Below are 21,350 nucleotides of genomic sequence, written 5' to 3' on the forward strand. Positions count from 1 at the left end.
CTCGGTAACCCGATCTTTCCCGGCGGTCTCCGGCGGGGAAGGTCGACCATCCTCCAGATAGCAGATTGCATGAACCTGCCGCTCATCTGCTTTTGACTTTGCAAGCAAGACCAACGGCAAGCAGTGTAAGGACCGCATACACACCAGCCGGATAAAGCAGCGTTGCGGCGGCGGCATCCCGGTAAAGGGCTTCATCGCGACCTTCCGCCAGAACCTGAAAGAAGATCTGGCCCTGAACCGCGATACCAAGGGCCATGCCGACCTGCTGAAAGGCCTGGAGAACTCCAGAACCTGCTCCCGCATCCGGCCCGGAAACCCGTGACAGCACAAGCTGAAACAAGGCCGGGATCGCCGTTCCGGTTCCAAGACCGACAATGAGGAACGGTCCCGACAGCACCCCTGGGGATACGCCACCGGCTACGAGTAGCCATACCGCAACCAGTCCGCAAAGCACGGCAAGCATGGCAAGGCTGATCCGCAGCGCCTGAAGCCGGGTGCCGAACCGGCCCGTCAGCGCGGAAGCGAGCATTACGCCCGCCGGATGCGGTGCCAGGATGAGCCCGGCTGTCATCGGCGACAATCCAAGGCCTGCCTGTAGGAAGAGCGCCATCATGAAGAACAGACCGGCAAGGCCGGAAAAAAACAGCGCGACAAAGGTAACACCGCCGACAAATACCCTGTCCTGCGTCAACAGCACTGGCAGAAGCTGCGCTTTGCCGAGACGCGCCCTGCGCTGCTGCAGTCGAAAGAACAGCACGGCCAGAACGGCACTCAGGCCCAACAAGGCAAAACACCAGACCGGCCATCCAAATTGCCTGCCTTCCACCAGCGGAAACACCAACGCCAGCACAGCAACGGCAAACAGCAGCGTTCCCGCCCAATCCGGCGTCGCTCGGTTTTCGTTTTCAAGATGCGGCAGAAAGCGATGCGCCCCAACGAAGGAAATCAGCCCGATGGGAAGGTTGATCAGGAAGATAGGTCGCCAGCCCAGCCCGAAGATATCTGCAGCCACAATCACTCCGCCGACCAGCGGTCCGGCAACCGCACCAAGCGCACTGACGGAGCCGAATAAACCGATGGCCTTGCCTTTTTCCTCCACCGGGAAGATCACGTGAACGATGGCAAGTACCTGAGGCACCATCATCGCCGCACAAAGCCCCTGCAGCGCCCGGCTGGCAATCAGGAAGGTGATGTCGGGCGCCAATCCGCATGCCAGCGAACTGACGGTAAATCCGGCGACACCCCAGCGGAACACCCGGCCTCTGCCGACAACATCTCCGAAACGGCCGAATGGCAGCAACCCGGCGGCAAAGGCCAGCACATAGACGACCAGAACCCATTCAAGCTGTGTATCCGTGGCTCCGAGCCCCTGACGGATTGACGGCAACGCCAGATTGACCACCGACACGTCGAGAATATTCATGAACATGGCAAGGTAGAGCGCAGCGAGCGCTGCCCAGCGATTGCCCTTCTCCCTGGTCGTATCGTTGAGCAAGAGCGACATTCGGAACTCCCGGAATAACGTGAATCTTATTTCGTTACTTATAAAGTTACATAATCAGGCTCGTCAATCTCATGTGTCTTGATTTGTCACGTATGCGAATCCGGCATAAGGTTTGCCAAACGGAGACTTCCATGCGAACCGACAGTCGATTGCCCCGCGTTCTTCACGTGCTTTTGCATCTGGACCAGACAGAGGAGCCGGTAACGTCCGACCAGATCGGAAAGATGCTCAACACCAATCCATCGCTGGTTCGGCGCACCATGGCTGGCCTGCGCGAAGCAGGTTTCGTCGGCGCCACCAAGGGCCACGGTGGTGGCTGGGTGCTGGCCAAGAACCTGGACAGTATCTCTCTGGCCGAGGTTTATTCCGCCCTCGGCTCGCCACAGCTCTTCGCCGTAGGCCAGTCCGGCGACGCTCCCACCTGTCTTCTGGAACAGGCCGCCAACCGGGCGACCTCAGCCGCGCTGGAAGCTGCGCGGGAAACGTTTCATGAAAAGCTTGGGCAGGTAACCGTGGCGGATCTGGTCAGGCCGCATGCGCAGGAAATCCGCCACGCGCAGGAAAAGCGGTGACTCCAATCCACGTCAGAAAACACTTGATAAAAACTCAGGGTGAAAACCTTGGGTGCAAAAACTGAGTGCAGACACCTGGCGCAAAACCGGGTGAAATCAAGGAACGCAATCTCCAGGGCGAAATGAGCAGGCCTCTTGCCTTGCGCTGCAGCATTGTATACAAGCGCACACAATAGAAATCCGGTACAACTTGTATCGTTCAGATTTCCGTTTCGCCTTCCCTTTTTCCAGACCTGCGAGGCAATGCGTTCCATGGCAAAGATCAAAGTCGACAATCCTGTCGTCGAGCTTGACGGCGACGAGATGACCCGGATCATCTGGGCCTTCATCAAGGACAAGCTGATCCATCCCTATCTCGACATCGACCTGCTTTACTACGATCTGTCGATCCAGAAGCGCGACGAGACCGACGACCAGATCACGGTGGATGCCGCAAACGCCATCAAGGAACACGGCGTCGGCGTCAAATGCGCCACCATCACGCCGGACGAAGCCCGGGTGGAAGAATTCGGCCTGAAGCGCATGTACCGCTCGCCCAACGGTACGATCCGCAACATCCTTGGCGGCGTGATCTTCCGCGAACCGATCATCATGCAGAACGTGCCGCGCCTGGTACCCGGCTGGACCCAGCCGATCATCGTCGGCCGTCACGCCTTCGGCGACCAGTATCGCGCCACCGACTTCCGTTTCCCCGGCAAGGGCAAGCTGACAATCACCTTCACCGGTGAAGACGGCCAGGTGATCGAGCACGAGGTCTATGACGCACCGTCCGCCGGTGTTGCCATGGCGATGTATAACCTCGACGACTCGATTCGCGATTTTGCCCGCGCGTCGCTGAACTACGCGCTCACCAGGAAAGTGCCCTGCTACCTTTCCACCAAGAACACGATCCTGAAGGCCTATGACGGCCGCTTCAAGGACCTGTTCCAGGAAATCTACGACGCCGAATTCAAGGACCAGTACGCAGAAGCCGGCATCTGGTACGAACACCGGCTGATCGATGACATGGTCGCCTCTGCACTCAAATGGTCGGGCGGTTATGTCTGGGCCTGCAAGAACTATGACGGCGACGTCCAGTCCGACACGGTTGCCCAGGGCTTTGGCTCGCTTGGCCTGATGACCTCCGTACTGATGACCCCGGACGGCAAGACCGTGGAGGCGGAAGCCGCCCATGGCACGGTTACCCGCCACTATCGCCAGCACGAGAAGGGCGAGAGTACGTCGACCAACTCGATTGCCTCGATCTTCGCCTGGACCCGCGGCCTCGCCCACCGGGCCAAGCTCGATGACAACCAGGAGCTTGCCCGGTTTGCCCAGACGCTGGAAAAGGTCTGCATCGACACGGTGGAATCCGGCCATATGACAAAGGACCTCGCCCTGCTCGTCGGCCCGGACCAGGCCTGGCTCACCACCACCGGCTTCCTCGACAAGATCGACGAGAACCTGGCAAAAGCCATGGCCGCACTCTGACGGTCCGCCTTCAAAGGCATTCACGACAACACCGCGGACATGGTTCGCGGTGTTCCGGTTTTGGGCGACAACACGTCAACCACCCGATTGTCCCGGCCCCCTCCCCGCGCTAGGCTCACCTGGCCGGAAACCAGAGGAGAGGACGGGTGCTGACGATCCGCGAGTTGAAAACGCCTCTGATCGGACCGATAGACCTGTCCCTGCATGCCGGCGAAGCCGTTGCAATGTCCGGTCCGTCCGGTGCCGGAAAATCTCTTTTCCTCAGGGCAATTGCCGATCTGGACGAAAGCACCGGCCATGTCGCACTGGAGGGTACTGAACGCGAGAGCATTCCCGCCCCGGAATGGCGCCGCAAGGTTGCCTATGTGCCCGCGGAAAGCGGTTGGTGGGCGGATCGTGTCCGGGACCATTTTACCCAAACTGACGATCTCCCCGTTCTGCTGCAGCAGGTCGGCCTTGCCGATGCGTTGCCGTGGGAAGTCTCCCGGCTTTCCACCGGCGAACGCCAGCGCCTTGCGCTTGTGCGTGCGCTCCAGGCCGCGCCGCAGGTGCTGCTTCTGGACGAACCCACCTCCGCGTTGGACCCGCCGTCTGTAAAGCTTGTCGAAACCCTTCTGAAACACCAGCTTGCAGCCAATCGCGCCCTGCTTATCGTCAGTCACGACCCCGGCCAGCCGGAACGTCTCGGCGCCAGGTGCTTCGTCATGGAGAAAGGCAGCCTGAGAGCAGCCAACACCCAGGAGCCTGCCTCATGACCGGCTATCTCGCCCTCACTTACTGGGATCTCGTGGCGGCATCGGTGTTTCTGCTTCTGAACGCAGTCTTTTCCATTGTTCTGGATCTCGGTCTCACCCGGACGCTCATCGTCTCGGCCCTGAGAATGAGTGTGCAGCTGATCCTGGTTGGGCTAGTGCTGAAGGCAATCTTCCTTGCCGGGTCTCTGCTCTGGACACTGCTGGCCGCCGCCGTGATGCTGGCTTTTGCCGGCCGCGAAATCTGGGCCCGGCAGGACCGGCGACTGGCCGGTTTCTGGGGTCCGGGGCTTGGTGCTGCCGCCATGCTGGTCGCAGGAACCCTGGTCACGGTTTATGCCCTGGCAGGCCTCATCCGGCCCGACCCGCTCTGGATGCCGCAATATGCGCTGCCGCTCTTTGGTATGGTGCTCGGCAACACCATGACCGGTGTCAGTCTCGGCCTCGACACGCTCCACACTGCACTTGCTCGTGGCCGCCGGGAAGTCGAAGCCCAGTTGCTGCTGGGGCGAACCCGCTGGGAGGCGACACGCCCTTTCGCCCGGCAGGCGCTGCGGGCCGGGTTCACACCGATCATCAACGCCATGGCGGCCACTGGCGTCGTGTCGCTGCCCGGCATGATGACAGGCCAGATCCTGTCCGGCGTAGACCCGCGCGAAGCAGTAAAATACCAGCTCATGATCATGTTCCTGCTGGGGGGCGCTACCGGCCTCGGCGTCCTTGGCGCAACCTTTGGCAGCCTGTGGCGCTTGACTGACAGTCGGGACCGGTTGCGTCTCGATCGTTTGAACGGAGGGTCCTGATGATAGAACTCTATGGTGCCGACTATTCGGTTTACGTGCGCTCCGCACGGTTGGCGCTTTTCGAAAAAGGGGTCGCTTTCAAGCTCATCCCGATCGACGTGTTTGCCCCCGGCGGGCCACCGGCGAGCTATCTCGAGCTGCAGCCTTTCGGCAAGATCCCGGCGCTGAAACACGATGATTTCACGCTTTACGAGACAGCGGCCATCCTGCGCTATGTCGATGAAGCTTTCGACGGACCACCGCTCCAGCCCGGATCGCCTCGACCGCGGGCACGCATGACCCAGTTCTTATCCATCCTCGACAGTCAGGCCTACAAAACCCTGGTCTGGGACATCTATGTCGAACGGGTTTCGAAAACCCGAAAGGGCGCCCCCGCCGACGAGGTGAAGATCGCCTCCGCACTCGGCCCCGCCCGGACAATTGTCACCGCTCTGGAGTCGCTTGTTGCGGATGGCCCGTTTCTGATGGGTGACCAACTCACCCTCGCCGACTGCCATGCAGCCCCGATGTTGACCCTGTTCGAGGCAGCGGACGAAGGCCGGCTGTTACTGCGCTCCGCACCCAGACTGTTCGCCTGGCTGCAGAGGTTCAAGGAACGGGACAGTTTCAGGATGAGCGAACCGGCGAGCCCTTAGCGCAAGTGTCATGACAACAGGCAAATGCCGCAGGTCTTTTGCCTGTCCTCACGGCTAATCCCGGGTAATCTTGATAATGTTGGATCGCCTCACATTGCTCGATTTCCAGATCCGTTCCAGAGCACACCGCCTTTGAATCATTTTCTGAAGAAAGGATATTTTTGATGAAATTTCAGAAGCTTGCGATTGTTTTCTTGAGCTGTCTTTTGCTGGCATGCGCCGGTTTGGGCGCATCGGCACAATCCGTCCATGAGCCCGCGCGCGGCACGGCCGAACGCAAGGACATACTCGACGCGGTGCGTCCGATGATGGAAGCAAGGGTCGGTCCTCCGGTCGAATTCGTGGTCAACTGGATGCGCTCCGGTCACGGTTGGGCCTTTGTTCAGGTGTCACCGCAACGCCCCGGTGGCGGCGTCATCGACCTTTCCCGAACGACCTTTGCTTCGCAGGCGGAGTACATGGACGGTCTCGTCACCTTCGCGCTGCTGCGTTTCCAGTTCAACCGATGGAACCTGGTCGACTTTGTCGTCGGCCCCACGGATGTCTTCTGGCAGGGCGATCCGCTTTACGCGCAAGTGCCCCGTGGCCTGACGCCCTACTGACCGGCCTAACGGTCCCGATCGGTCTCCCTGTCGGCAGCATCTTCCGGAGCGTCTTCTTCGGTGTCGGCCTCTTCCGGGGGCTTGTCCCCCTGGAAGAGCTCCGGCTCCTGCTCGGCGCCCTCCGACGAGGCGAACACGCCTGCCTGCTGCAATTCCTCTTCCGCCAGTTCCCCCAGCACACGCTTGCCGGCGGCCACGCGATCTCGGGCCTCCTCCATGATTTTCTTGGCCAGCCCCTCGTCCCTGTCCATCAGGTGTTTCAGGGCTTCAGCTTCCAGCACCAGAAGCTGGCAGTCCTTGTAGGCTACCACCTTCGCGGTCCTTGGCGTCTGGTTGATCAGCGCCAGTTCGCCGAAGAAACTGCCTTCGCCAAGATAAACCGTGTCGTGCTGCAGGCGAATTTCCACCTCGCCATCGGCAATGAAATACATCTTGTCGGCAACGTCGCCCTTGTCGGCTATCGTGCCGCCCTTGCGCACCCGCAGAGACTGCAGCAGCTTCGACACTTCGGCGATCTCGGTTGCCTTCAGATCCTCGAACAATGGCACACGGGCCACCATCGACCATGTGACGACAAAGTCACGGCTATGGATTTCGCGGGCGAATGCGGAGGCAATGATGCCCACCGGCAAGGCGATGAGCCCATAGCCCATCAGCATGACGATGCCTCCCACCATCTTGCCAAGGTTGCTGACCGGCACGACATCGCCATAGCCGACGGTCGTCACGGTGGTAATCGCCCAATAGATGCCGTGCAGAATGCTTCGGAACTTTTCCGGCTGGTCGTCATGCTCGATCAGATACATCAAGGTGGCGGCCATAAGGATAACCCCGAAGATGATCATGCTCGACCCAAGCAGCGCCCTGCGCTCGTTGCCGACGGCGGAAATCAACGAACGCAACGCCGGTGAATAACGGGCCAGCTTCAGGAAGCGCAGCAGCCTCAGGATGACGACCATCGTGACCGCCTGATTGGGCAGGAACACCACGAACAACAGCGGCAAGGCCCCGATCAGATCGATGATCGCGTCCGGCTGGATCGCATAGCGCAGCCTTGAAAACACCGGCCCGTAACGGCGCAACGGTGGGTGGAGATCGGCCACGTAAAGACGCATGACATACTCGGCCAGAAAGACAAGTCCGCTGCCCAACTGGATCAGACGCAGGTGCGTGCTCAGGATGTCGCGGATTTCCGGCACGGTTTCCAGCACCGCAAGCGCGATGTTGATCAGGATGAGGACGATCAGGAAGTTCCGCAGCACACGCGCGCCGATGCGGCGTTTGCCTGTGTCCTCAAGCACCTCATAGAGCGCCCGTTTGAATTCGTGGCCGGACACCGAGCCCCCCGTTTCTGATTTTGCTCGCATATTCATGAATAGCGGAAAGACAGGCTACGACAAAGCCCTCCCCGCCAACAGCCCTTCCCGCGTAGCACGAAGCTGTGCACAGGGGTGACCCGATCGTGATTGGGTTAATTTGCCGCAGACCCCATCTTCTTGAATAGGCAACCGGTTTCAAGGAGGACACCATGACAATCGACACAGACAAGGTCCGCGCCGCCGAAACGACGCCCCATCACATCGTGCTCAAGATGTTGCTGGTTTCGACATTCGTCGCGGCCGCTGCACTGGCGATCACCGCTCTGCTGAACTGAACCAACTGGCAGGCGACCAGGGGCTACCTTGGTTGAACCGCTCCGAACCACCAAACAACCAGCACCCTCCACCGTCTTCCCGGCCAAGCGAAGCGCGTACCGGGACCGGGGAACCACGGGTCTTGCTGGAATTAATGAGGCCGTAAGGCTCCCCGATCCCGGATCTCCGCTGCGCTGCGTCCGGGATGACCAGAGAGGGGCTTGCGTTATTTCCACCCCTCGGGAAATGTCCAAGGCCGTAAACAAACAAGGGCGGCCTCGATGGGGCCGCCCTTTTTCAATCTTGATGACCGGCCGTACCGTCAGAGCCCTGCCAGGTGAGCTTCGATCGCGGCAACGGCCGCATCTGCCTTGGATCCGTCCGGTCCGCCGGCCTGGGCCATATCCGGCCGACCGCCACCACCGCGGCCTCCAAGGGCTTCCGACCCGATCCGCACCAGATCCACGGCGCTGACCTTGTCGGTCAGATCCTGCGTCACGGCCGTCACGATGGCCGCCTTGTCGTCTTCGGCAACACTGATCAGCACCACTACTCCAGAGCCGAGCTGGGTCTTGGCCTCATCGGCCATGCCCTTCAGGTCTTTCGGGTTGATACCCTCGACGGTGCGGGCCATCAGCTTGAAAGCCCCGGCGTCCTTCACCGGCGTGCCGCCGTCCGCGCCGCCACCCATGGCGAGCTTCTTCTTGGCATCCGCCAGTTCACGCTCCAGCTTCCTGCGGTCTTCAACAAGCTGCGCCACCCGTGCCGGAACATCATCAGCGCTGATCTTCAGCAGACCGGCCAGTTCCCGCATGCGCTTGTCCTGTGCGTCCAGATACTCACGGGCCTCTGCCCCGGTCAGCGCTTCGATCCGGCGAACGCCTGCTGCAACGGCACCTTCGGACACCAGCGTCACCAGGCCGATGTCGCCGGTCCGCTTCACATGGGTACCGCCACACAGTTCCAGCGAGTAAGACTTGCCCTGTTTCGGGCCGTGCAGAGCTGTTCCCATGGAGACGACACGAACTTCCTCGCCGTATTTCTCGCCGAACAGGGCCATGGCACCAGCCTCGATGGCATCGTCAACCGCCATCAGGCGGGTGTCGACCGGCGCGTTCTGCAACACGATCTCATTGGCAAAGGTCTCAACCGTCGCCAGTTCCTCGTCGCTCACCGGCTTGGGATGGGAGAAGTCGAAACGCAGGCGCTCCGGGGTCACCAGAGATCCCTTCTGTGCCACGTGATTGCCAAGCACTTCTCGCAGGGCTTCGTGAACCAGGTGGGTAGCCGAATGGTTGGAGCGGATCGACTTGCGGCGGGAATGGTCGACCTTCAGTTCCAGAGCAAGACCCGGTACCAGCTCGCCTTCTTCCACAGTGACCGAATGGACAAAGAGGCCGTCGGTCTTTTTCTGCGTGTTGGTCACAGCAACCTTGACGCCATTGGCCAGCATCCAGCCGGTGTCGCCCACCTGGCCGCCGCTTTCGCCGTAGAACGGCGTCTGGTTGAGAACGACGAAACCGCTGTCCCCGGCGGACAGTTTGTCGACTTCCTTTTCATCCGCAGCAAGACCGGCAACAACGCCTTCGGCCGTTTCGGTCTCATACCCGAGGAAGTCCGTCGCACCGTGTTTTTCCTTCAGCGCGAACCAGACAGCTTCTGTCGTTGCGCTGCCCGATCCGGACCACGCGGCACGCGCTTCGGCTTTCTGGCGCTCCATCGCCGCATTGAACCCATCGATATCGACGGAGATATCGCGCGTCCTGAGCGCATCCTGGGTCAGATCCAGCGGAAAACCGTAGGTGTCGTAAAGCTTGAACGCGGTTTCCCCGTCAAGGCGGGCGCCGGCCTCAAGATCTTCCGTTGCCGTGTCGAGCAAGCCGAGCCCCCGCTCCAGCGTCTTGCGGAACCGGGTCTCTTCCAGTTTCAGCGTCTCTGTGATCAGGTCTTCGGCTCGGCTCAGTTCCGGATAGGCGCGGCCCATTTCACGCACAAGCGCAGGCACCAGCTTGTGCATCAGCGGTTCGCTTGCACCCAGAAGATGAGCATGGCGCATGCCACGGCGCATGATACGGCGCAGCACATAACCACGGCCTTCGTTCGACGGCAGAACGCCATCGGCAATCAGGAAGCTGGTGGACCGCAGATGGTCGGCAATCACCCGGTGGCTGCCAGTGGCATCGCCTTCCGCTTCCACGCCTGTCGCATTGACTGAAGCTGCAATCAGCGCCTTGAAGAGGTCGATGTCATAGTTGTTGTGAACACCCTGCATGACGGCGGCGATACGCTCGATCCCCATGCCGGTGTCGATGGACGGGCGCGGCAGATCCAGACGCTTTTCCGGCATCTGTTCATACTGCATGAAAACGAGGTTCCAGATCTCGATGAACCGGTCGCCGTCTTCTTCAGCCGAGCCCGGAGGTCCGCCCCAGATATGGTCGCCATGGTCGTAGAAGATTTCTGAACACGGTCCGCACGGGCCGGTGTCGCCCATGGACCAGAAATTGTCCGACGTCGGGATACGGATGATCCGGTCTTCGCTCAGCCCGCCGATCTTCTTCCACAAATCGAATGCCTGATCGTCTTCGGCATAGACGGTCACCAGCAGCTTGTCCTTCGGCAGGCCGAATTCCTTGGTAACAAGGTTCCAGGCCAGCTCGATCGCGCGGTCCTTGAAATAATCACCAAAGGAGAAATTGCCCAGCATCTCGAAGAAGGTGTGGTGGCGCGCAGTGTAACCGACGTTGTCCAGATCGTTGTGCTTGCCGCCGGCACGCACGCATTTCTGTGCCGTCACTGCACGCGAATAGTCACGCTTTTCCAGACCTGTAAAGACGTTCTTGAACTGGTTCATGCCCGCGTTCGCGAACATCAGGGTCGGATCGTTGCGCGGCACCAGCGGCCCGGACTCGACCACTTCGTGGCCGTTTGTCTTGAAATAGTCCAGAAAGGCAGAGCGGATTTCATTTACGCCGGTCATTCGGATCTCGCATCGGTCACAGCCCCGCAAATGAGGGCCTGTTGAAAATCTTGAGGGCGCGGGATCTTGTCACCGATCCGCACCGGAACAGCCTTTTAACTTTGACCTCCAACCCTGTCCAGCGGTTGCAGGTGCCCGACCTAACGGAAACCGGCACGGTTATGGGCGATTTTCAGCGTGCAGGCAGCGTGAAAGCCTCATTCGCCCCCGGGCGGCATCTTCTGACCTCTTCGGTTTCCGCCCCCACCGGAACCCCAGACAGCAAAAGGCCCCCTCCCGAATTCGGAAGGAGGCCCTTGGAAGACCGGACAAACGTCCGGAGCTTTTTGCGAAGGACAACCGGAAGCGGAGGATCAGTCCTCGGCTTCTTCCGATGCCGCGTCCGGATCGATAATCGCCTCTGCGATCAGACCGGCGTTCTGACGGATCGCCAGTTCGATCTCATCGGCCATTTCCGGATTGTCCTTCAGGAACTGTTTTGCGTTTTCCCGGCCCTGGCCGAGACGCTGGCTGTTGTAGGAGAACCAGGCACCCGATTTTTCAACGATGTTGCCTTTGACGCCGAGGTCGATCAGCTCACCGGTCTTGGAAACACCCTCGCCATAGACGATGTCGAATTCGACCTGACGGAAGGGAGGTGCCAGCTTGTTCTTGACGACTTTAACGCGGGTCTGGTTGCCAACGACTTCGTCCCGGTCCTTGATCGCGCCGATACGACGGATGTCCAGACGGACAGATGCATAGAACTTCAGCGCGTTGCCACCGGTCGTCGTTTCCGGCGATCCGAACATCACACCGATCTTCATGCGGATCTGGTTGATGAAGATCACCATGCACTTCGACTTGGAGATCGAAGCAGTCAGCTTGCGAAGCGCCTGGCTCATCAGACGGGCCTGCATGCCCGGCAGGCTGTCGCCCATCTCGCCTTCAAGTTCGGCCTTCGGCGTCAGCGCGGCAACCGAGTCGATGACCAGCACATCGATGGCGCCGGACCGCACAAGCGTGTCGGCAATTTCCAGAGCCTGCTCACCGGCATCCGGCTGGGAGATCAGAAGATTGTCGATATCGACACCGAGCTTGCGCGCATAGATCGGATCCAGTGCGTGTTCCGCATCGATAAAGGCGCAGATGCCGCCGGTCTTCTGGGCTTCGGCAACCGCATGCAGGGCAAGCGTTGTTTTACCGGACGATTCCGGACCGTAGATCTCGACGATACGTCCGCGTGGCAAGCCACCGATCCCGAGCGCGATATCGAGGCCCAACGACCCGGTCGAGACGGCTTGCACCTCGACCACCTGACCCTGGCCCATCTTCATGATGGAGCCTTTGCCGAAGGCGCGTTCGATTTGGCTGAGCGCTGCGTCCAGCGCTTTTGTCTTATCCATCTGGCTGCTTTCTACGAGACGAAGTGTACTTTGCGACATGGCTTACGCTCCTTATTCCACGATGGACGTGCCGTTTCAACGAGAGCTTTTGTACACATTTTGTTCTCGTTTGACAAGAAGGCAAAACCGATTGGTATTAAAATGGAAATGACCGTTTGTTTCCAATATGTTCTCCTTGATGCATTTTCCAACTTACCCAACGTCAGCAAAGAATGGGAACATCTCGTGATTCCACCCACAGGCAGAATCAGTTGCCTCCGCCCGCCGACTGTTGCCGCCCCTGTTGTAATCTGCTAGCCCGCCTCTTCAACGATTGCCTGCCCCGGAAAACCGAACCATCCGGTTCGCACCCCGGCCTTTTGTGAGACAGTCCAGAACGTGACTTCAGCCCAGTCCTCTCCCGTCATCGCAATCGGTGCGATCCATTACGATACGATTGCACATGCCAGTGAGCCCATCCGCCCAGAAACCTCTACACCCTCGCGGTTGAGCGCAAAGCCCGGTGGCGTCGCGACCAACATTGCCCGTGCGCTTGTGCGCCTGGGCGTTGGGACACATCTGGTGGGAACGGTTGGTGAGGATGGTGCTGCCGACATTCTGACCCGCCAACTTCGCCAGGAAGGCCTCGAGCTTCACGTGACGACACGGGCGGGTTTTGCCACGGGTCAGTATCTTGCACTGCATAATCCGGCGGGGGATCTGGCGGCGGCCTGTGTCGATGACCGTGTTCTCTCGGACGCTCCGGAGGATCTCTTTGACGGTATCGTGGCGGATCTTGCTACCAGTGCAACGGACGGCACCATCTGGTTTCTGGATGCGAACCTGCCCGAAGCGATGCTTGTTCGGCTGACGAACCTTGCGCGGCCTGGCCGCCTCATTGCCAACGCCGTGTCCGACGCCAAGGCGATCCGGCTGCAGGCAGTCCTAGAGAAACTGGACTGCCTGATGCTGAACCGCGGCGAAGCGGCGACGCTCGCCGGTCTGTCCCGTGACGCCTCTTCCGAAGATCTGGCAGCAGCCCTTGGACAAACCGGCCTCAGGCGTTTTGTCCTGACCAGCGCAGCCTCGGACGTGTTGGTGCTGGAAAGCGGCATCCTTCACAGGTTTAAGCCGCTTCAAACGCAGATTGTCGATGTCACCGGTGCGGGAGACGCGCTGACCGCCGGCACCGTCGCCGCCCTCGCCAGAGGTTACGGTCTGACGCAAGCCGTCCCTGCCGGTCTGGCGGCCGCAGCCCTGACCTTGCGCAGCACCGGCGCATTGGCAGAAGAGCTCTCGTGGGATGCTATCGCCAACTTTTGACCAGTTGGACAAATTCCAATCTTGGCGCAGTCCGGTCTTGCGCCTATAAGACCCCGCAGAAATGACCCGGCCTCGGAGGCTGGACGACAAACAGAAAGGCACACGCCGTGACAACTCCCACAACGACCGCCGCTATTGAAGACCTGATTGTCTACAGCGATGAGGTGCGCGAGGCTCTTGCGAGCGGCAAGCCGGTCGTTGCCTTGGAATCGACCATCATCACCCATGGCATGCCCTTTCCGAAAAACGTCGAAACGGCCCGTGACGTGGAAGCCGACATCCGCGCGGAAGGCGCAGTTCCGGCCACCATCGCGTTGATGGACGGCAAGATCATGGTGGGCCTGTCCGATGCGGATCTCGACCGTCTGGCGCAGGCCAGGGACGTGATGAAATGTTCGCGTGCCGACCTCACCTTCGCCCTTGCCACCGGGCGCTACGGCGCGACCACCGTCGCCGCCACCATGATGGCTGCACACGCGGCCGGCCTGAAGGTTTTTGCCACCGGTGGCATCGGCGGTGTCCACAAGGGCGCAGAAGACAGCTTCGACATTTCAGCCGACCTCGACGAGCTTGGCCGCACGGCGGTCTGCGTGGTATCCGCAGGAGCCAAGGCGCTGCTCGACATTCCCAAGACGCTGGAGGTTCTTGAAACCAAGGGGGTCCCGGTCATTGCATTCGGCACGGAAGAGCTACCTGCGTTCTGGTCCAGGGCGAGCGGCCTCAAGGCGCCCTACTCCCTGAATTCGGCTGCCGAAATCGGCACCCTCTTGAAGATGCGGTCCCGGTTCCCCGACCATGGCGGCGTGCTGATCGCCAATCCGGTGCCGGAAGCCAACCAGATCCCGCGGGAGGAAATGACCGGCTATATCGATGCGGCCATCACGGAAGCCGCTGCCAAGGGCGTTCGCGGCAAGGATGTGACCCCGTTCGTGCTCGGCGCCATCCTGGAGCTGACCGGCGGCCGCAGCCTCGACACCAACATCGCGCTGGTACGCAACAACGCCCGCCTTGCCGCCCGCATTGCCGCGGAACTTGTCTGAAGACGCTTCTGCCAGGGATACGTTCGGGCTCTCCCCTCTCATGAGCTGAAAGCCCGAAAGCCCGTCAGGCCTGGGGGTCGGTTGCAGGATTCGGATTCGGAATGCCCTGCCGGCGTTCAAGAGCAGCCGCCAACCGGTCGATATCCTTCAAGTGCAGGTCGCGCTGCGGGAACGGTATCTCGACGCCCGCCTTTCCAAGCTCGTTATAGACCGTGAAATAAAGGTCCGACTTGGTAGTCATCACGTTGCCGATGTCTTTCAGGAAACATCTCAGTTCGAAATTCAGCGAGCTGTCGCCCAGCCCCATGAACAGAACCTGCGGGGTCGGGTAACGCGCGATGGTGTTGTGCCCTCGCGCCGCATCGAACAGGATCGACTTCACCTTTTCCAGATCGCTGCCATAGGCAACGCCCACCGGCAGGATGAGCCGACCTGACTTGCTGGTCAGCGTCATGTTCTTGACCGTGCCGGCAATCAGGTCCGAATTGGGAATGATCACATCATGCCGGTCGAAGGTTTCGATACGTGTCGAGCGAACGGAAATCTTGCGGACGTAGCCGGATTGCCCGGAAACCTCGATCCAGTCTCCTTCCTTGATCGGCCGCTCGATCAAGAGGATGATCCCGGAGACGAAGTTGGAAACGATGGTCTGAAGGCCGAAACCGATACCAACCGACAAGGCACCGGCAACAACGGCAAGGCTTGAAAGGTTGAGCCCCGCCGTCGAGACCGCGATCAGCGCCGCCAACGTAAGCCCGACATAGCCCGTTCCGGTGACCACCGCGTTCTGCGCACCGCTGTCCATGCGCGTTTGCGGCAGCACGGTCCCCTTCAGCAGGTTCTGCAGCCAGCGCGTCACCACCACGCCGATGCCGAAAATGGAGACCAGCAGGATGAAGGAATCCAGCGACAGGTGAACCTCACCCAGCTGCACGCCTTTGGTAAGCAGGTACCAGACTTCGACGATATCAGTACCGCGCGCGCCCCAGGTCATCGCGATCAGGGGCGCAAAGACCAGCGTCAGCACGCAAATAAGCCCGAAGGAAACCAGGACAGGGGCCTCATCCTCCTCACGTCGTCCGAGCGCCGCTTTCACGATCACCAGCACAAGGTGGTAGAGCAAGAATCCGAAACCCAGTTGAGCGACGGTCATGATCACCGGCAGGATCGCCACTCTGGCAAGCTGGACATACCCGAGCAGCGTTACACAGACCGCAAGAATGGCCGACGTACGCATCAGCAGTGACAGGAACAGCAGGAAGCCGGATTCCTGAGGCTTCACCGATGCTTCCTCGGGTTCTTCCGCCGATTGTTCGCTCTCCGCGGATTTGCCCTGCACAGTCTCGTTGGACCTGATGATGCTGGCCAGCGACCAGAGCAGCACAGCCGCCACCGCAATGGGAGGTGCCGAGAGAACGGAAATCGCTGACAAACCGAAGGCGTTGTCGAGCTCGAAAGCCTCGACCGCAACTTCAACGGCCATGAAAACACCCAGTCCCTGGCAGAGACGCAGCCCGAGCTTTGCTTCACGGTCACCCAGATCGAGCAGACGCCAGCGGCCTTGCCCGGGTGCAAAAATCGTATGTCCAAGCCAGTTCGCGATGATTATCACCAGCGCCATGGCCGGAACGGCTATGACCGCCGTGCGTACGGAGTTCGGATAGATATCGAGAATGCGAAAAACGCTAATCAGGGCTGCAGCACCGATCGTCGGCAGTACTATGAAGCTGGCATTGTAAATCACGGCCAGCATCAACGCCTTTGCACCAGTGGCAGGTTTATCGCAAAAACGCTTCAGGGCACGGGAAATAGGTTGTTGCAGTACCGACAGGAACAGGATCCCGAAAATCATCAGACCGACGGCAAGCGGCACCGTCTCGTTCAGTTTTTTCGAGACGCTCGGGCGGGCCAGTTCGTTCTGCACGTCGCGTTCGAACCGCTTCACGAACTGCGAGATCTCCTGAAAGCCGGCGGCCCATGTCGAGGGAGCGAGTGGCGACGGATACCGGTCGAAGAGTGTCGCAAGCTGGCGCGCCCGCAATTGTCTGTCGACTTGCCGGATGTAAAAGACTGCCTGATCATGAATTTCCGCAGCCTTGCGCACCGGTGCGTTTGCGGTTGCCAGCGCATTGGTCAGCTCAAGACGCCTCGCTGCGACCTCTTCGGCTTCTTTCTGCCCGTCAGCCGGTGGGGGACCAAGGCTGTTCAACTGGGCCTCCAGCGCACTGGCCCGAATATTGCCGCGCTCGATGATGGCGACATTCGCGTCACGGACCTCGACGAGCTGAGACCGGAGCTGATCGAGTGTCTTTGCGGAAATACTGCGTTCTTCAAGCGCGGTTGCCGCCCTGTTGAACAACTCGGCTGCCCGTGTCGAAACGTCGGGCACCACCTGCCCGGCCTCCTGGGCGAACGTCATTCCGGCCGGCAAGCCACCAGCCAAGGCAACGGTGACCACCACAAACAGCAAAAATTTTTTAAGAAACTTCATGAAGACGCCATCACATCTCGGACCAAGGTCCGGTTCCGGTTTGCAGGCCGACCGCTTTCCAAAAAGAAGCCGGGAGGGCTTTAATGCATATGCTTCCTTTCGCAGCCGATTCGAAGTGCCAGCTTATGTGCCAATTTCGACAGTTCTTTCACCATGGATACATATTTGTCGCAAAACCGGCCTAAGGAAAGGCAACGGGGGGCTTATCCGGCTGCCCGGCTTTGGCCCGAAAAGCGTGCCAAGCCGTTGACAGAGCGGCGTAAGCCTGCCCTAACATGCGAAATTATGACGTTAACAGGACGTTGCGGCAAAAGACCAGAAACCGGGCCGCGTCCTTGAAGGAGGTCAGACATGACAGACGCGGCAGCCCCACAATCCCCGCAGAGCGCAACGGCCCCGGCGGGAAGCATTTCCCCGCTTCAGTATCTGGACCGCGCGCTGTCGACACTCCGGGATATCGGCATCACACCGGAAAGCGAGCAGGATGCACCGATCAACGCCCTGCTCGAGCAGATTACCGACCTGTCCCCGGACAAGGTGCTGATCATCACCCGCACGCTGGCTCAGGCCTCGAATTTCAACGAGGTTGTCCGCTCACAGGTCCAGCAGATGGATATCGGTGAGCGTTACGAGCAGATCACCGAGGCATTCAATTCCATCCGGGACGACGCCAAGGCTCTGGTCGACCAGCTTGCCGACGGCAAAATCTCCTTCACCGAGAACCTTTCCAACAAGTGGCGCGATTTCCGCCGTGGCACAATTTCCGACCGTTTCGACGACATTCGCGGCACCTACAAGGAAGTTGCCCGGGCGACAAAAGACCAGATCGAGCGGGAACAGACCATCCTGGAAGCCTACCGGGACTTCCGCGGTGCGCTGAAACAGGCGGAAGTGACCGCGCTTGAACTCCTGAACATTGCCACCGGCAAACTCGACGCCGCCAAGGCCGCCCTTGAAGCTTCCTCCGGAGACGTCGAAGCCTATACCGGTGAAGATCCGGCGCAAAAGGCACGCCTTGAATTGGCACGCGACGAAAAGCTGCGCGAGATGCAGGACGAGGAGAAGCGGTATCAGATCGCCAAGGACCTCTCCGACAACCTCACGATCGGCTACAACACGTCCGAAGTGATCATGGCCCGCCTGGTGCAGACCACCAATGCCAAGGAGCGGGTCTACGCCCAGTCGGTCAGCTTCTTCTCCACCAACGAATCCGTTCTGACGGCGCTCAATGCTTCCTTCACCGGCCTGCAGGGGCTGCACGAAAGCACCGAAACGCTGAACGCCATGAAGGATGGCATCAACAAGAGCCTTGAAACGCTGGCCGACATCGGCGACGAAGTGCAGAAGAAGGCGCTCGAAGCCGGCTACGGACCGACCGTTGCCGCAGCCTCGGTAAAGAAGCTGGTCGATTCCGTCGTCAACTTCCAGGTCCAGTCGCGTGAAATCATTGACGAAATGCGCGAGATGTCGACCAGGAACTCCGAAGAAATCCGCAATGCCGTGGAAGACGGCAAGCGGCGGCTTGCCAAGCTGACCGCCCAGGGCAAGGGCCTTTGATCTTACGATAATCCGGCAGGCCGGAGCCTCCGGCCCGCCCCATTTCAAGAAGACATGCATTCATGGCAACCAATTCCGACGCCCCGCTCGACGATCTGATGATGGCGATGGACGTGGTCGACACGCTGCGCCATGAAGAGGGGCAGGTCACCCGCGAGCTGAAAACCGACGAACGCGATGCAGCCATGGTTGAGCGGCTGCGTCAGGTCTATGCCTCGCAAGGCATCGATGTTCCGGACCATATCCTGAAGGCCGGTGTCGAGGACCTGAAGCGCGACCGCTTCGTCTATTCGCCGCCTGCAGCCGGTTTCCAGCGCTCCCTGGCGATGATCTACATCTCGCGCGGCACCTGGTCAAAATGGCTGGCGGCCGCCCTTGCCGTCGTGATCGCCTGCGTCGCAGCTTGGTACTTCATCGTCAAACTGCCTGCACAACGCGCGGAAGCGGATCTGCAGGCAAGGCTTCAGGCATTGCCGGCGACCTATACCGAACTTGTAGGACGCATCGACGCCCTGACCGAAAACACCGAAATCGAAGCTGACGCCAACCGCCTGGCCACCGACGGAAACCTGGCTCTTTCGGACGGCAACAACGAGGCAGCCTTCAAGGCGGAAGCCGATCTGCGCGATCTGGCCGGACGTCTGCAGGAAGTGTTTGAAGTCCGGATCATTTCCCGCGAAGGCGTGCCGACGGGCGTGTCCCGTATTCCTGAAGCCAATCCCGACACCGAAAACTACTACATCGTGGTGGAGGCTGTGGATCCGGACGGCAAGACCCTGAAGCGCAAGATCGTGTCGGAGGAAAGCAGCCAGGCCGAACTCGTCGACAAGTGGGGCCAGCGCGTTTCGGAAACCATCTACAACGCGGTTCGCCGGGACAAGATGGAAGACGGCATCGTGCAGAAGGGTGTCCTTGGCCAGAAGCGGCGAGGCGAGCTCGACATCAAATGGCGCAGCGGCGTTCAGGACGGAGCAATTACGAAATGGTAGCTGTTAGGTTCGCACCGCCTCACCGGGAGGCATCGGCATGCTGACGGGACGCCAGACCCTGGGCACGATCGAGCAGTCGCTCGCCGACCTTCGCCGGGAAGAAGCCGAGCTGAGCAAGCGGATCGAGCGCTCGACCAGAGCCCTCACGGATCTGCAGGAACGCCAGAGCGAAGCCTACCGGGACCTTGCACGGTTCCGTCTGGACACCGACAGCGCCGGGGCGCTGAACACCCGACTCGACAGCGCTGCACGGGAAGCCCGCAAGCTTCTCGACAAGCGCAGCGCCGACTACAAGGTCCTGACTGACCAATTGCGTCAGTGCGAAAGCGACCGCAGCCAGTTGCAGAAGAAGCGGGTTGAACTGGACAGTGCGCGCGACAGCGCCGAAAACCAGATGGACGAGCTGATGGAGGCCGTCGACGGCCGCCTGGAAGGCGACGCCGGTTACCAGGCACAGCGTGACAAGACGGAAGCTGCCCTTGCGACCGCCGAGGCGGCAGCCTCCAAGGCCGCAACCTCAGAAAGGGATCGCCAGGAAAAAGGCAAGGCCTACAAGGCGGATCCGCTGTTCATGTATCTGTGGCAGCGCGGGTTCGGAACACCGTCCTATACGCACCGCGGCCTTGTGCGCTCGCTCGACCGATGGGTTGCCGGCCTTGTCGGCTTCAACGATGCCCGCGCCAATTTTGCCATGCTGACCAGCATTCCGGAGCGGATGGCCCGCCACGCGGAACGCTGCGCCGAGATCGCCCGCGAAGAACAGGACAAGCTGGCGGAATTCAGCCGTAATGCCATGACCGACGCGGCCGGAACGGATCTTGTGGGCACCATTGAAACGCTCAGTGCAGACATCGACCGTATCGACGGCGAACTCGACAACCTGGACAGGCGCATAGAAACGCTGTCCTCCGCCCTTGCCGAATTCTCCAGCGGCGAAGACGCCGACTTCCAGAAGGCGGAGGAGCATCTGTCCGTATCCCTGCAGGCGGACGACCTCAACGACCTGTGGCGCGCCGCGCTCGACACTCCATCGCCCGAGGACGAGAAAATCGTGCAACGGATCGAGGACCTGAAGGAACGCGTTGACCAGGTCATCCGCGAGATCCGCCAGGACCGGGAACTCCAGCGCGACATTGGCCGGCGCAGGGCGGAACTTGCCGACGTCATCAAACGGTTCCGCTCCAGTGGCTACGGCAGTTGGGAATCGACCTTTTCCGATGAAAAGCTGACCACCGTTCTCCTGGGCGAACTGGTCAAGGGTGCGATCACCGGCGCTGAATACTGGTCCCGCGCGGAACGGTCCCACAAACGCCGCAAACCGAAGGGCCGCCAGGTGGCGTTTCCGAACGGTTCCGGCCTTCCGAAATCCATGGGAGGCTTTGGTGGCGGCTTCGGCGGCGGCTCCGGTAAACGATCCGGCAGCAGTGGCGGATTTGGCGGTGGAGGCTTCAAGAGCGGTGGAAGTTTCGGCGGCAGCGGATTCAAGACGGGCGACACATTCTGATCGGCCGTCATGAAATTCTTTGCCCCCATGCCGCCACAAGGCTTCGTTAGGAGTGTTATGTCAGTTTACTGTCAGAACTGGGTGGCGGTCACATGCAGTTTTCTTGTGCTTGATGAAGACGTGTTCTAGA

General features: G+C 60.3%; 17 protein-coding genes. 12 read left to right on the forward strand and 5 right to left on the reverse strand.

The features are described 5' to 3' along the window. Positions 1 to 82 precede the first annotated feature (82 nt). Positions 83 to 1,504 (reverse strand): MFS transporter, encoded by a 1,422-nt coding sequence (locus ACYQ54_RS03560; RefSeq protein WP_460079409.1) that lies wholly within the window; start codon positions 1,502 to 1,504, stop codon positions 83 to 85. Positions 1,505 to 1,635: 131 nt separating this feature from the next. On the opposite strand from ACYQ54_RS03560, the gene ACYQ54_RS03565 reads away from it, so the two are divergent. The 6 genes from ACYQ54_RS03565 to ACYQ54_RS03590 all read left to right on the forward strand — a co-directional run bounded on the left by ACYQ54_RS03565 (position 1,636) and on the right by ACYQ54_RS03590 (position 6,338). Continuing rightward, the gene (locus tag ACYQ54_RS03565) at positions 1,636 to 2,076 is read left to right on the forward strand and encodes an Rrf2 family transcriptional regulator (protein WP_460079410.1); all 441 of its coding nucleotides are present in this window, start codon (positions 1,636 to 1,638) and stop codon (positions 2,074 to 2,076) included. 252 nt (positions 2,077 to 2,328) lie between these two features. Further along, positions 2,329 to 3,546 (forward strand): NADP-dependent isocitrate dehydrogenase, encoded by a 1,218-nt coding sequence (locus tag ACYQ54_RS03570; protein ID WP_460079412.1) that lies wholly within the window; start codon positions 2,329 to 2,331, stop codon positions 3,544 to 3,546. Between the two features lie 146 nt (positions 3,547 to 3,692). Continuing rightward, positions 3,693 to 4,301 (forward strand): ABC transporter ATP-binding protein, encoded by a 609-nt coding sequence (locus ACYQ54_RS03575; protein ID WP_460079413.1) that lies wholly within the window; start codon positions 3,693 to 3,695, stop codon positions 4,299 to 4,301. After that, positions 4,298 to 5,101, forward strand: coding sequence for an ABC transporter permease (locus ACYQ54_RS03580; RefSeq protein WP_460079415.1), 804 nt, complete (start codon positions 4,298 to 4,300; stop codon positions 5,099 to 5,101). Before ACYQ54_RS03575 ends, ACYQ54_RS03580 begins: the two co-directional genes overlap by 4 nt. Continuing rightward, on the forward strand, positions 5,101 to 5,736 hold the full coding sequence (locus ACYQ54_RS03585) for a glutathione S-transferase family protein (protein ID WP_460079416.1): 636 nt from the start codon (positions 5,101 to 5,103) through the stop codon (positions 5,734 to 5,736). Before ACYQ54_RS03580 ends, ACYQ54_RS03585 begins: the two co-directional genes overlap by 1 nt. A gap of 164 nt (positions 5,737 to 5,900) precedes the next feature. Then, on the forward strand, positions 5,901 to 6,338 hold the full coding sequence (locus ACYQ54_RS03590; RefSeq protein WP_460079418.1) for a hypothetical protein: 438 nt from the start codon (positions 5,901 to 5,903) through the stop codon (positions 6,336 to 6,338). Positions 6,339 to 6,343: 5 nt separating this feature from the next. On the opposite strand, the gene ACYQ54_RS03595 is transcribed toward ACYQ54_RS03590, so the two are convergent. Continuing rightward, positions 6,344 to 7,675, reverse strand: a complete 1,332-nt coding sequence (locus ACYQ54_RS03595; protein WP_460079420.1) for a cyclic nucleotide-gated ion channel — start codon at positions 7,673 to 7,675, stop codon at positions 6,344 to 6,346. Positions 7,676 to 7,866: 191 nt separating this feature from the next. Here ACYQ54_RS03595 and ACYQ54_RS03600 point away from each other — a divergent pair, with 191 nt between their 5' ends. After that, positions 7,867 to 7,992 (forward strand): hypothetical protein, encoded by a 126-nt coding sequence (locus tag ACYQ54_RS03600; protein WP_460079421.1) that lies wholly within the window; start codon positions 7,867 to 7,869, stop codon positions 7,990 to 7,992. Positions 7,993 to 8,294: 302 nt separating this feature from the next. Here the strand turns inward: ACYQ54_RS03600 and alaS are convergent, their stop codons facing one another. Both alaS and recA read right to left on the reverse strand, forming a co-directional pair. After that, entirely contained in the window at positions 8,295 to 10,952 is a 2,658-nt protein-coding gene (alaS, locus tag ACYQ54_RS03605; protein WP_460079422.1) for an alanine--tRNA ligase, read from the reverse strand. A gap of 353 nt (positions 10,953 to 11,305) precedes the next feature. Continuing rightward, positions 11,306 to 12,376, reverse strand: a complete 1,071-nt coding sequence (gene recA / locus ACYQ54_RS03610; RefSeq protein WP_460079424.1) for a recombinase RecA — start codon at positions 12,374 to 12,376, stop codon at positions 11,306 to 11,308. A gap of 339 nt (positions 12,377 to 12,715) precedes the next feature. Between recA and ACYQ54_RS03615 the strand changes: the two genes are divergently transcribed. Together ACYQ54_RS03615 and ACYQ54_RS03620 are read left to right on the forward strand one after the other, a co-directional pair. Continuing rightward, a complete protein-coding gene (locus ACYQ54_RS03615; protein WP_460079425.1) occupies positions 12,716 to 13,639 on the forward strand; it encodes a PfkB family carbohydrate kinase in 924 nt (307 codons plus the stop codon). A 107-nt stretch (positions 13,640 to 13,746) separates the two neighbouring features. Further along, positions 13,747 to 14,679, forward strand: a complete 933-nt coding sequence (locus ACYQ54_RS03620; protein WP_460079427.1) for a pseudouridine-5'-phosphate glycosidase — start codon at positions 13,747 to 13,749, stop codon at positions 14,677 to 14,679. Between the two features lie 64 nt (positions 14,680 to 14,743). Here ACYQ54_RS03620 and ACYQ54_RS03625 read toward each other — a convergent pair whose 3' ends face one another. Beyond that, the gene (locus ACYQ54_RS03625) at positions 14,744 to 17,170 is read right to left on the reverse strand and encodes a DUF3772 domain-containing protein (protein ID WP_460079428.1); all 2,427 of its coding nucleotides are present in this window, start codon (positions 17,168 to 17,170) and stop codon (positions 14,744 to 14,746) included. Between the two features lie 351 nt (positions 17,171 to 17,521). Here ACYQ54_RS03625 and ACYQ54_RS03630 point away from each other — a divergent pair, with 351 nt between their 5' ends. The 3 genes from ACYQ54_RS03630 to ACYQ54_RS03640 all read left to right on the forward strand — a co-directional run bounded on the left by ACYQ54_RS03630 (position 17,522) and on the right by ACYQ54_RS03640 (position 21,220). Continuing rightward, on the forward strand, positions 17,522 to 18,727 hold the full coding sequence (locus ACYQ54_RS03630; RefSeq protein WP_460079430.1) for a cell surface protein: 1,206 nt from the start codon (positions 17,522 to 17,524) through the stop codon (positions 18,725 to 18,727). 62 nt (positions 18,728 to 18,789) lie between these two features. Continuing rightward, positions 18,790 to 19,716, forward strand: a complete 927-nt coding sequence (locus ACYQ54_RS03635) for a DUF6384 family protein (protein ID WP_460079432.1) — start codon at positions 18,790 to 18,792, stop codon at positions 19,714 to 19,716. A 37-nt stretch (positions 19,717 to 19,753) separates the two neighbouring features. Next, a complete protein-coding gene (locus ACYQ54_RS03640) occupies positions 19,754 to 21,220 on the forward strand; it encodes a coiled-coil domain-containing protein (protein WP_460079433.1) in 1,467 nt (488 codons plus the stop codon). Positions 21,221 to 21,350: the final 130 nt, after the last annotated feature.

The organism is Roseibium sp. LAB1, assembly GCF_054658235.1.

Bases quoted from the DNA above. Each gene is read 5' to 3' on its own strand.
- ACYQ54_RS03565 (WP_460079410.1), top strand. From the start codon at position 1,636: ATGCGAACCGACAGTCGATTGCCCCGCGTTCTTCACGTGCTTTTGCAT.
- ACYQ54_RS03625 (WP_460079428.1), bottom strand. From the start codon at position 17,170: ATGAAGTTTCTTAAAAAATTTTTGCTGTTTGTGGTGGTCACCGTTGCC.
- ACYQ54_RS03580 (WP_460079415.1), top strand. From the start codon at position 4,298: ATGACCGGCTATCTCGCCCTCACTTACTGGGATCTCGTGGCGGCATCG.
- ACYQ54_RS03570 (WP_460079412.1), top strand. From the start codon at position 2,329: ATGGCAAAGATCAAAGTCGACAATCCTGTCGTCGAGCTTGACGGCGAC.
- ACYQ54_RS03630 (WP_460079430.1), top strand. From the start codon at position 17,522: ATGACAGACGCGGCAGCCCCACAATCCCCGCAGAGCGCAACGGCCCCG.
- ACYQ54_RS03590 (WP_460079418.1), top strand. From the start codon at position 5,901: ATGAAATTTCAGAAGCTTGCGATTGTTTTCTTGAGCTGTCTTTTGCTG.
- ACYQ54_RS03585 (WP_460079416.1), top strand. From the start codon at position 5,101: ATGATAGAACTCTATGGTGCCGACTATTCGGTTTACGTGCGCTCCGCA.
- ACYQ54_RS03560 (WP_460079409.1), bottom strand. From the start codon at position 1,504: ATGTCGCTCTTGCTCAACGATACGACCAGGGAGAAGGGCAATCGCTGG.
- ACYQ54_RS03635 (WP_460079432.1), top strand. From the start codon at position 18,790: ATGGCAACCAATTCCGACGCCCCGCTCGACGATCTGATGATGGCGATG.
- ACYQ54_RS03640 (WP_460079433.1), top strand. From the start codon at position 19,754: ATGCTGACGGGACGCCAGACCCTGGGCACGATCGAGCAGTCGCTCGCC.
- alaS (WP_460079422.1), bottom strand. From the start codon at position 10,952: ATGACCGGCGTAAATGAAATCCGCTCTGCCTTTCTGGACTATTTCAAG.
- ACYQ54_RS03600 (WP_460079421.1), top strand. From the start codon at position 7,867: ATGACAATCGACACAGACAAGGTCCGCGCCGCCGAAACGACGCCCCAT.
- recA (WP_460079424.1), bottom strand. From the start codon at position 12,376: ATGTCGCAAAGTACACTTCGTCTCGTAGAAAGCAGCCAGATGGATAAG.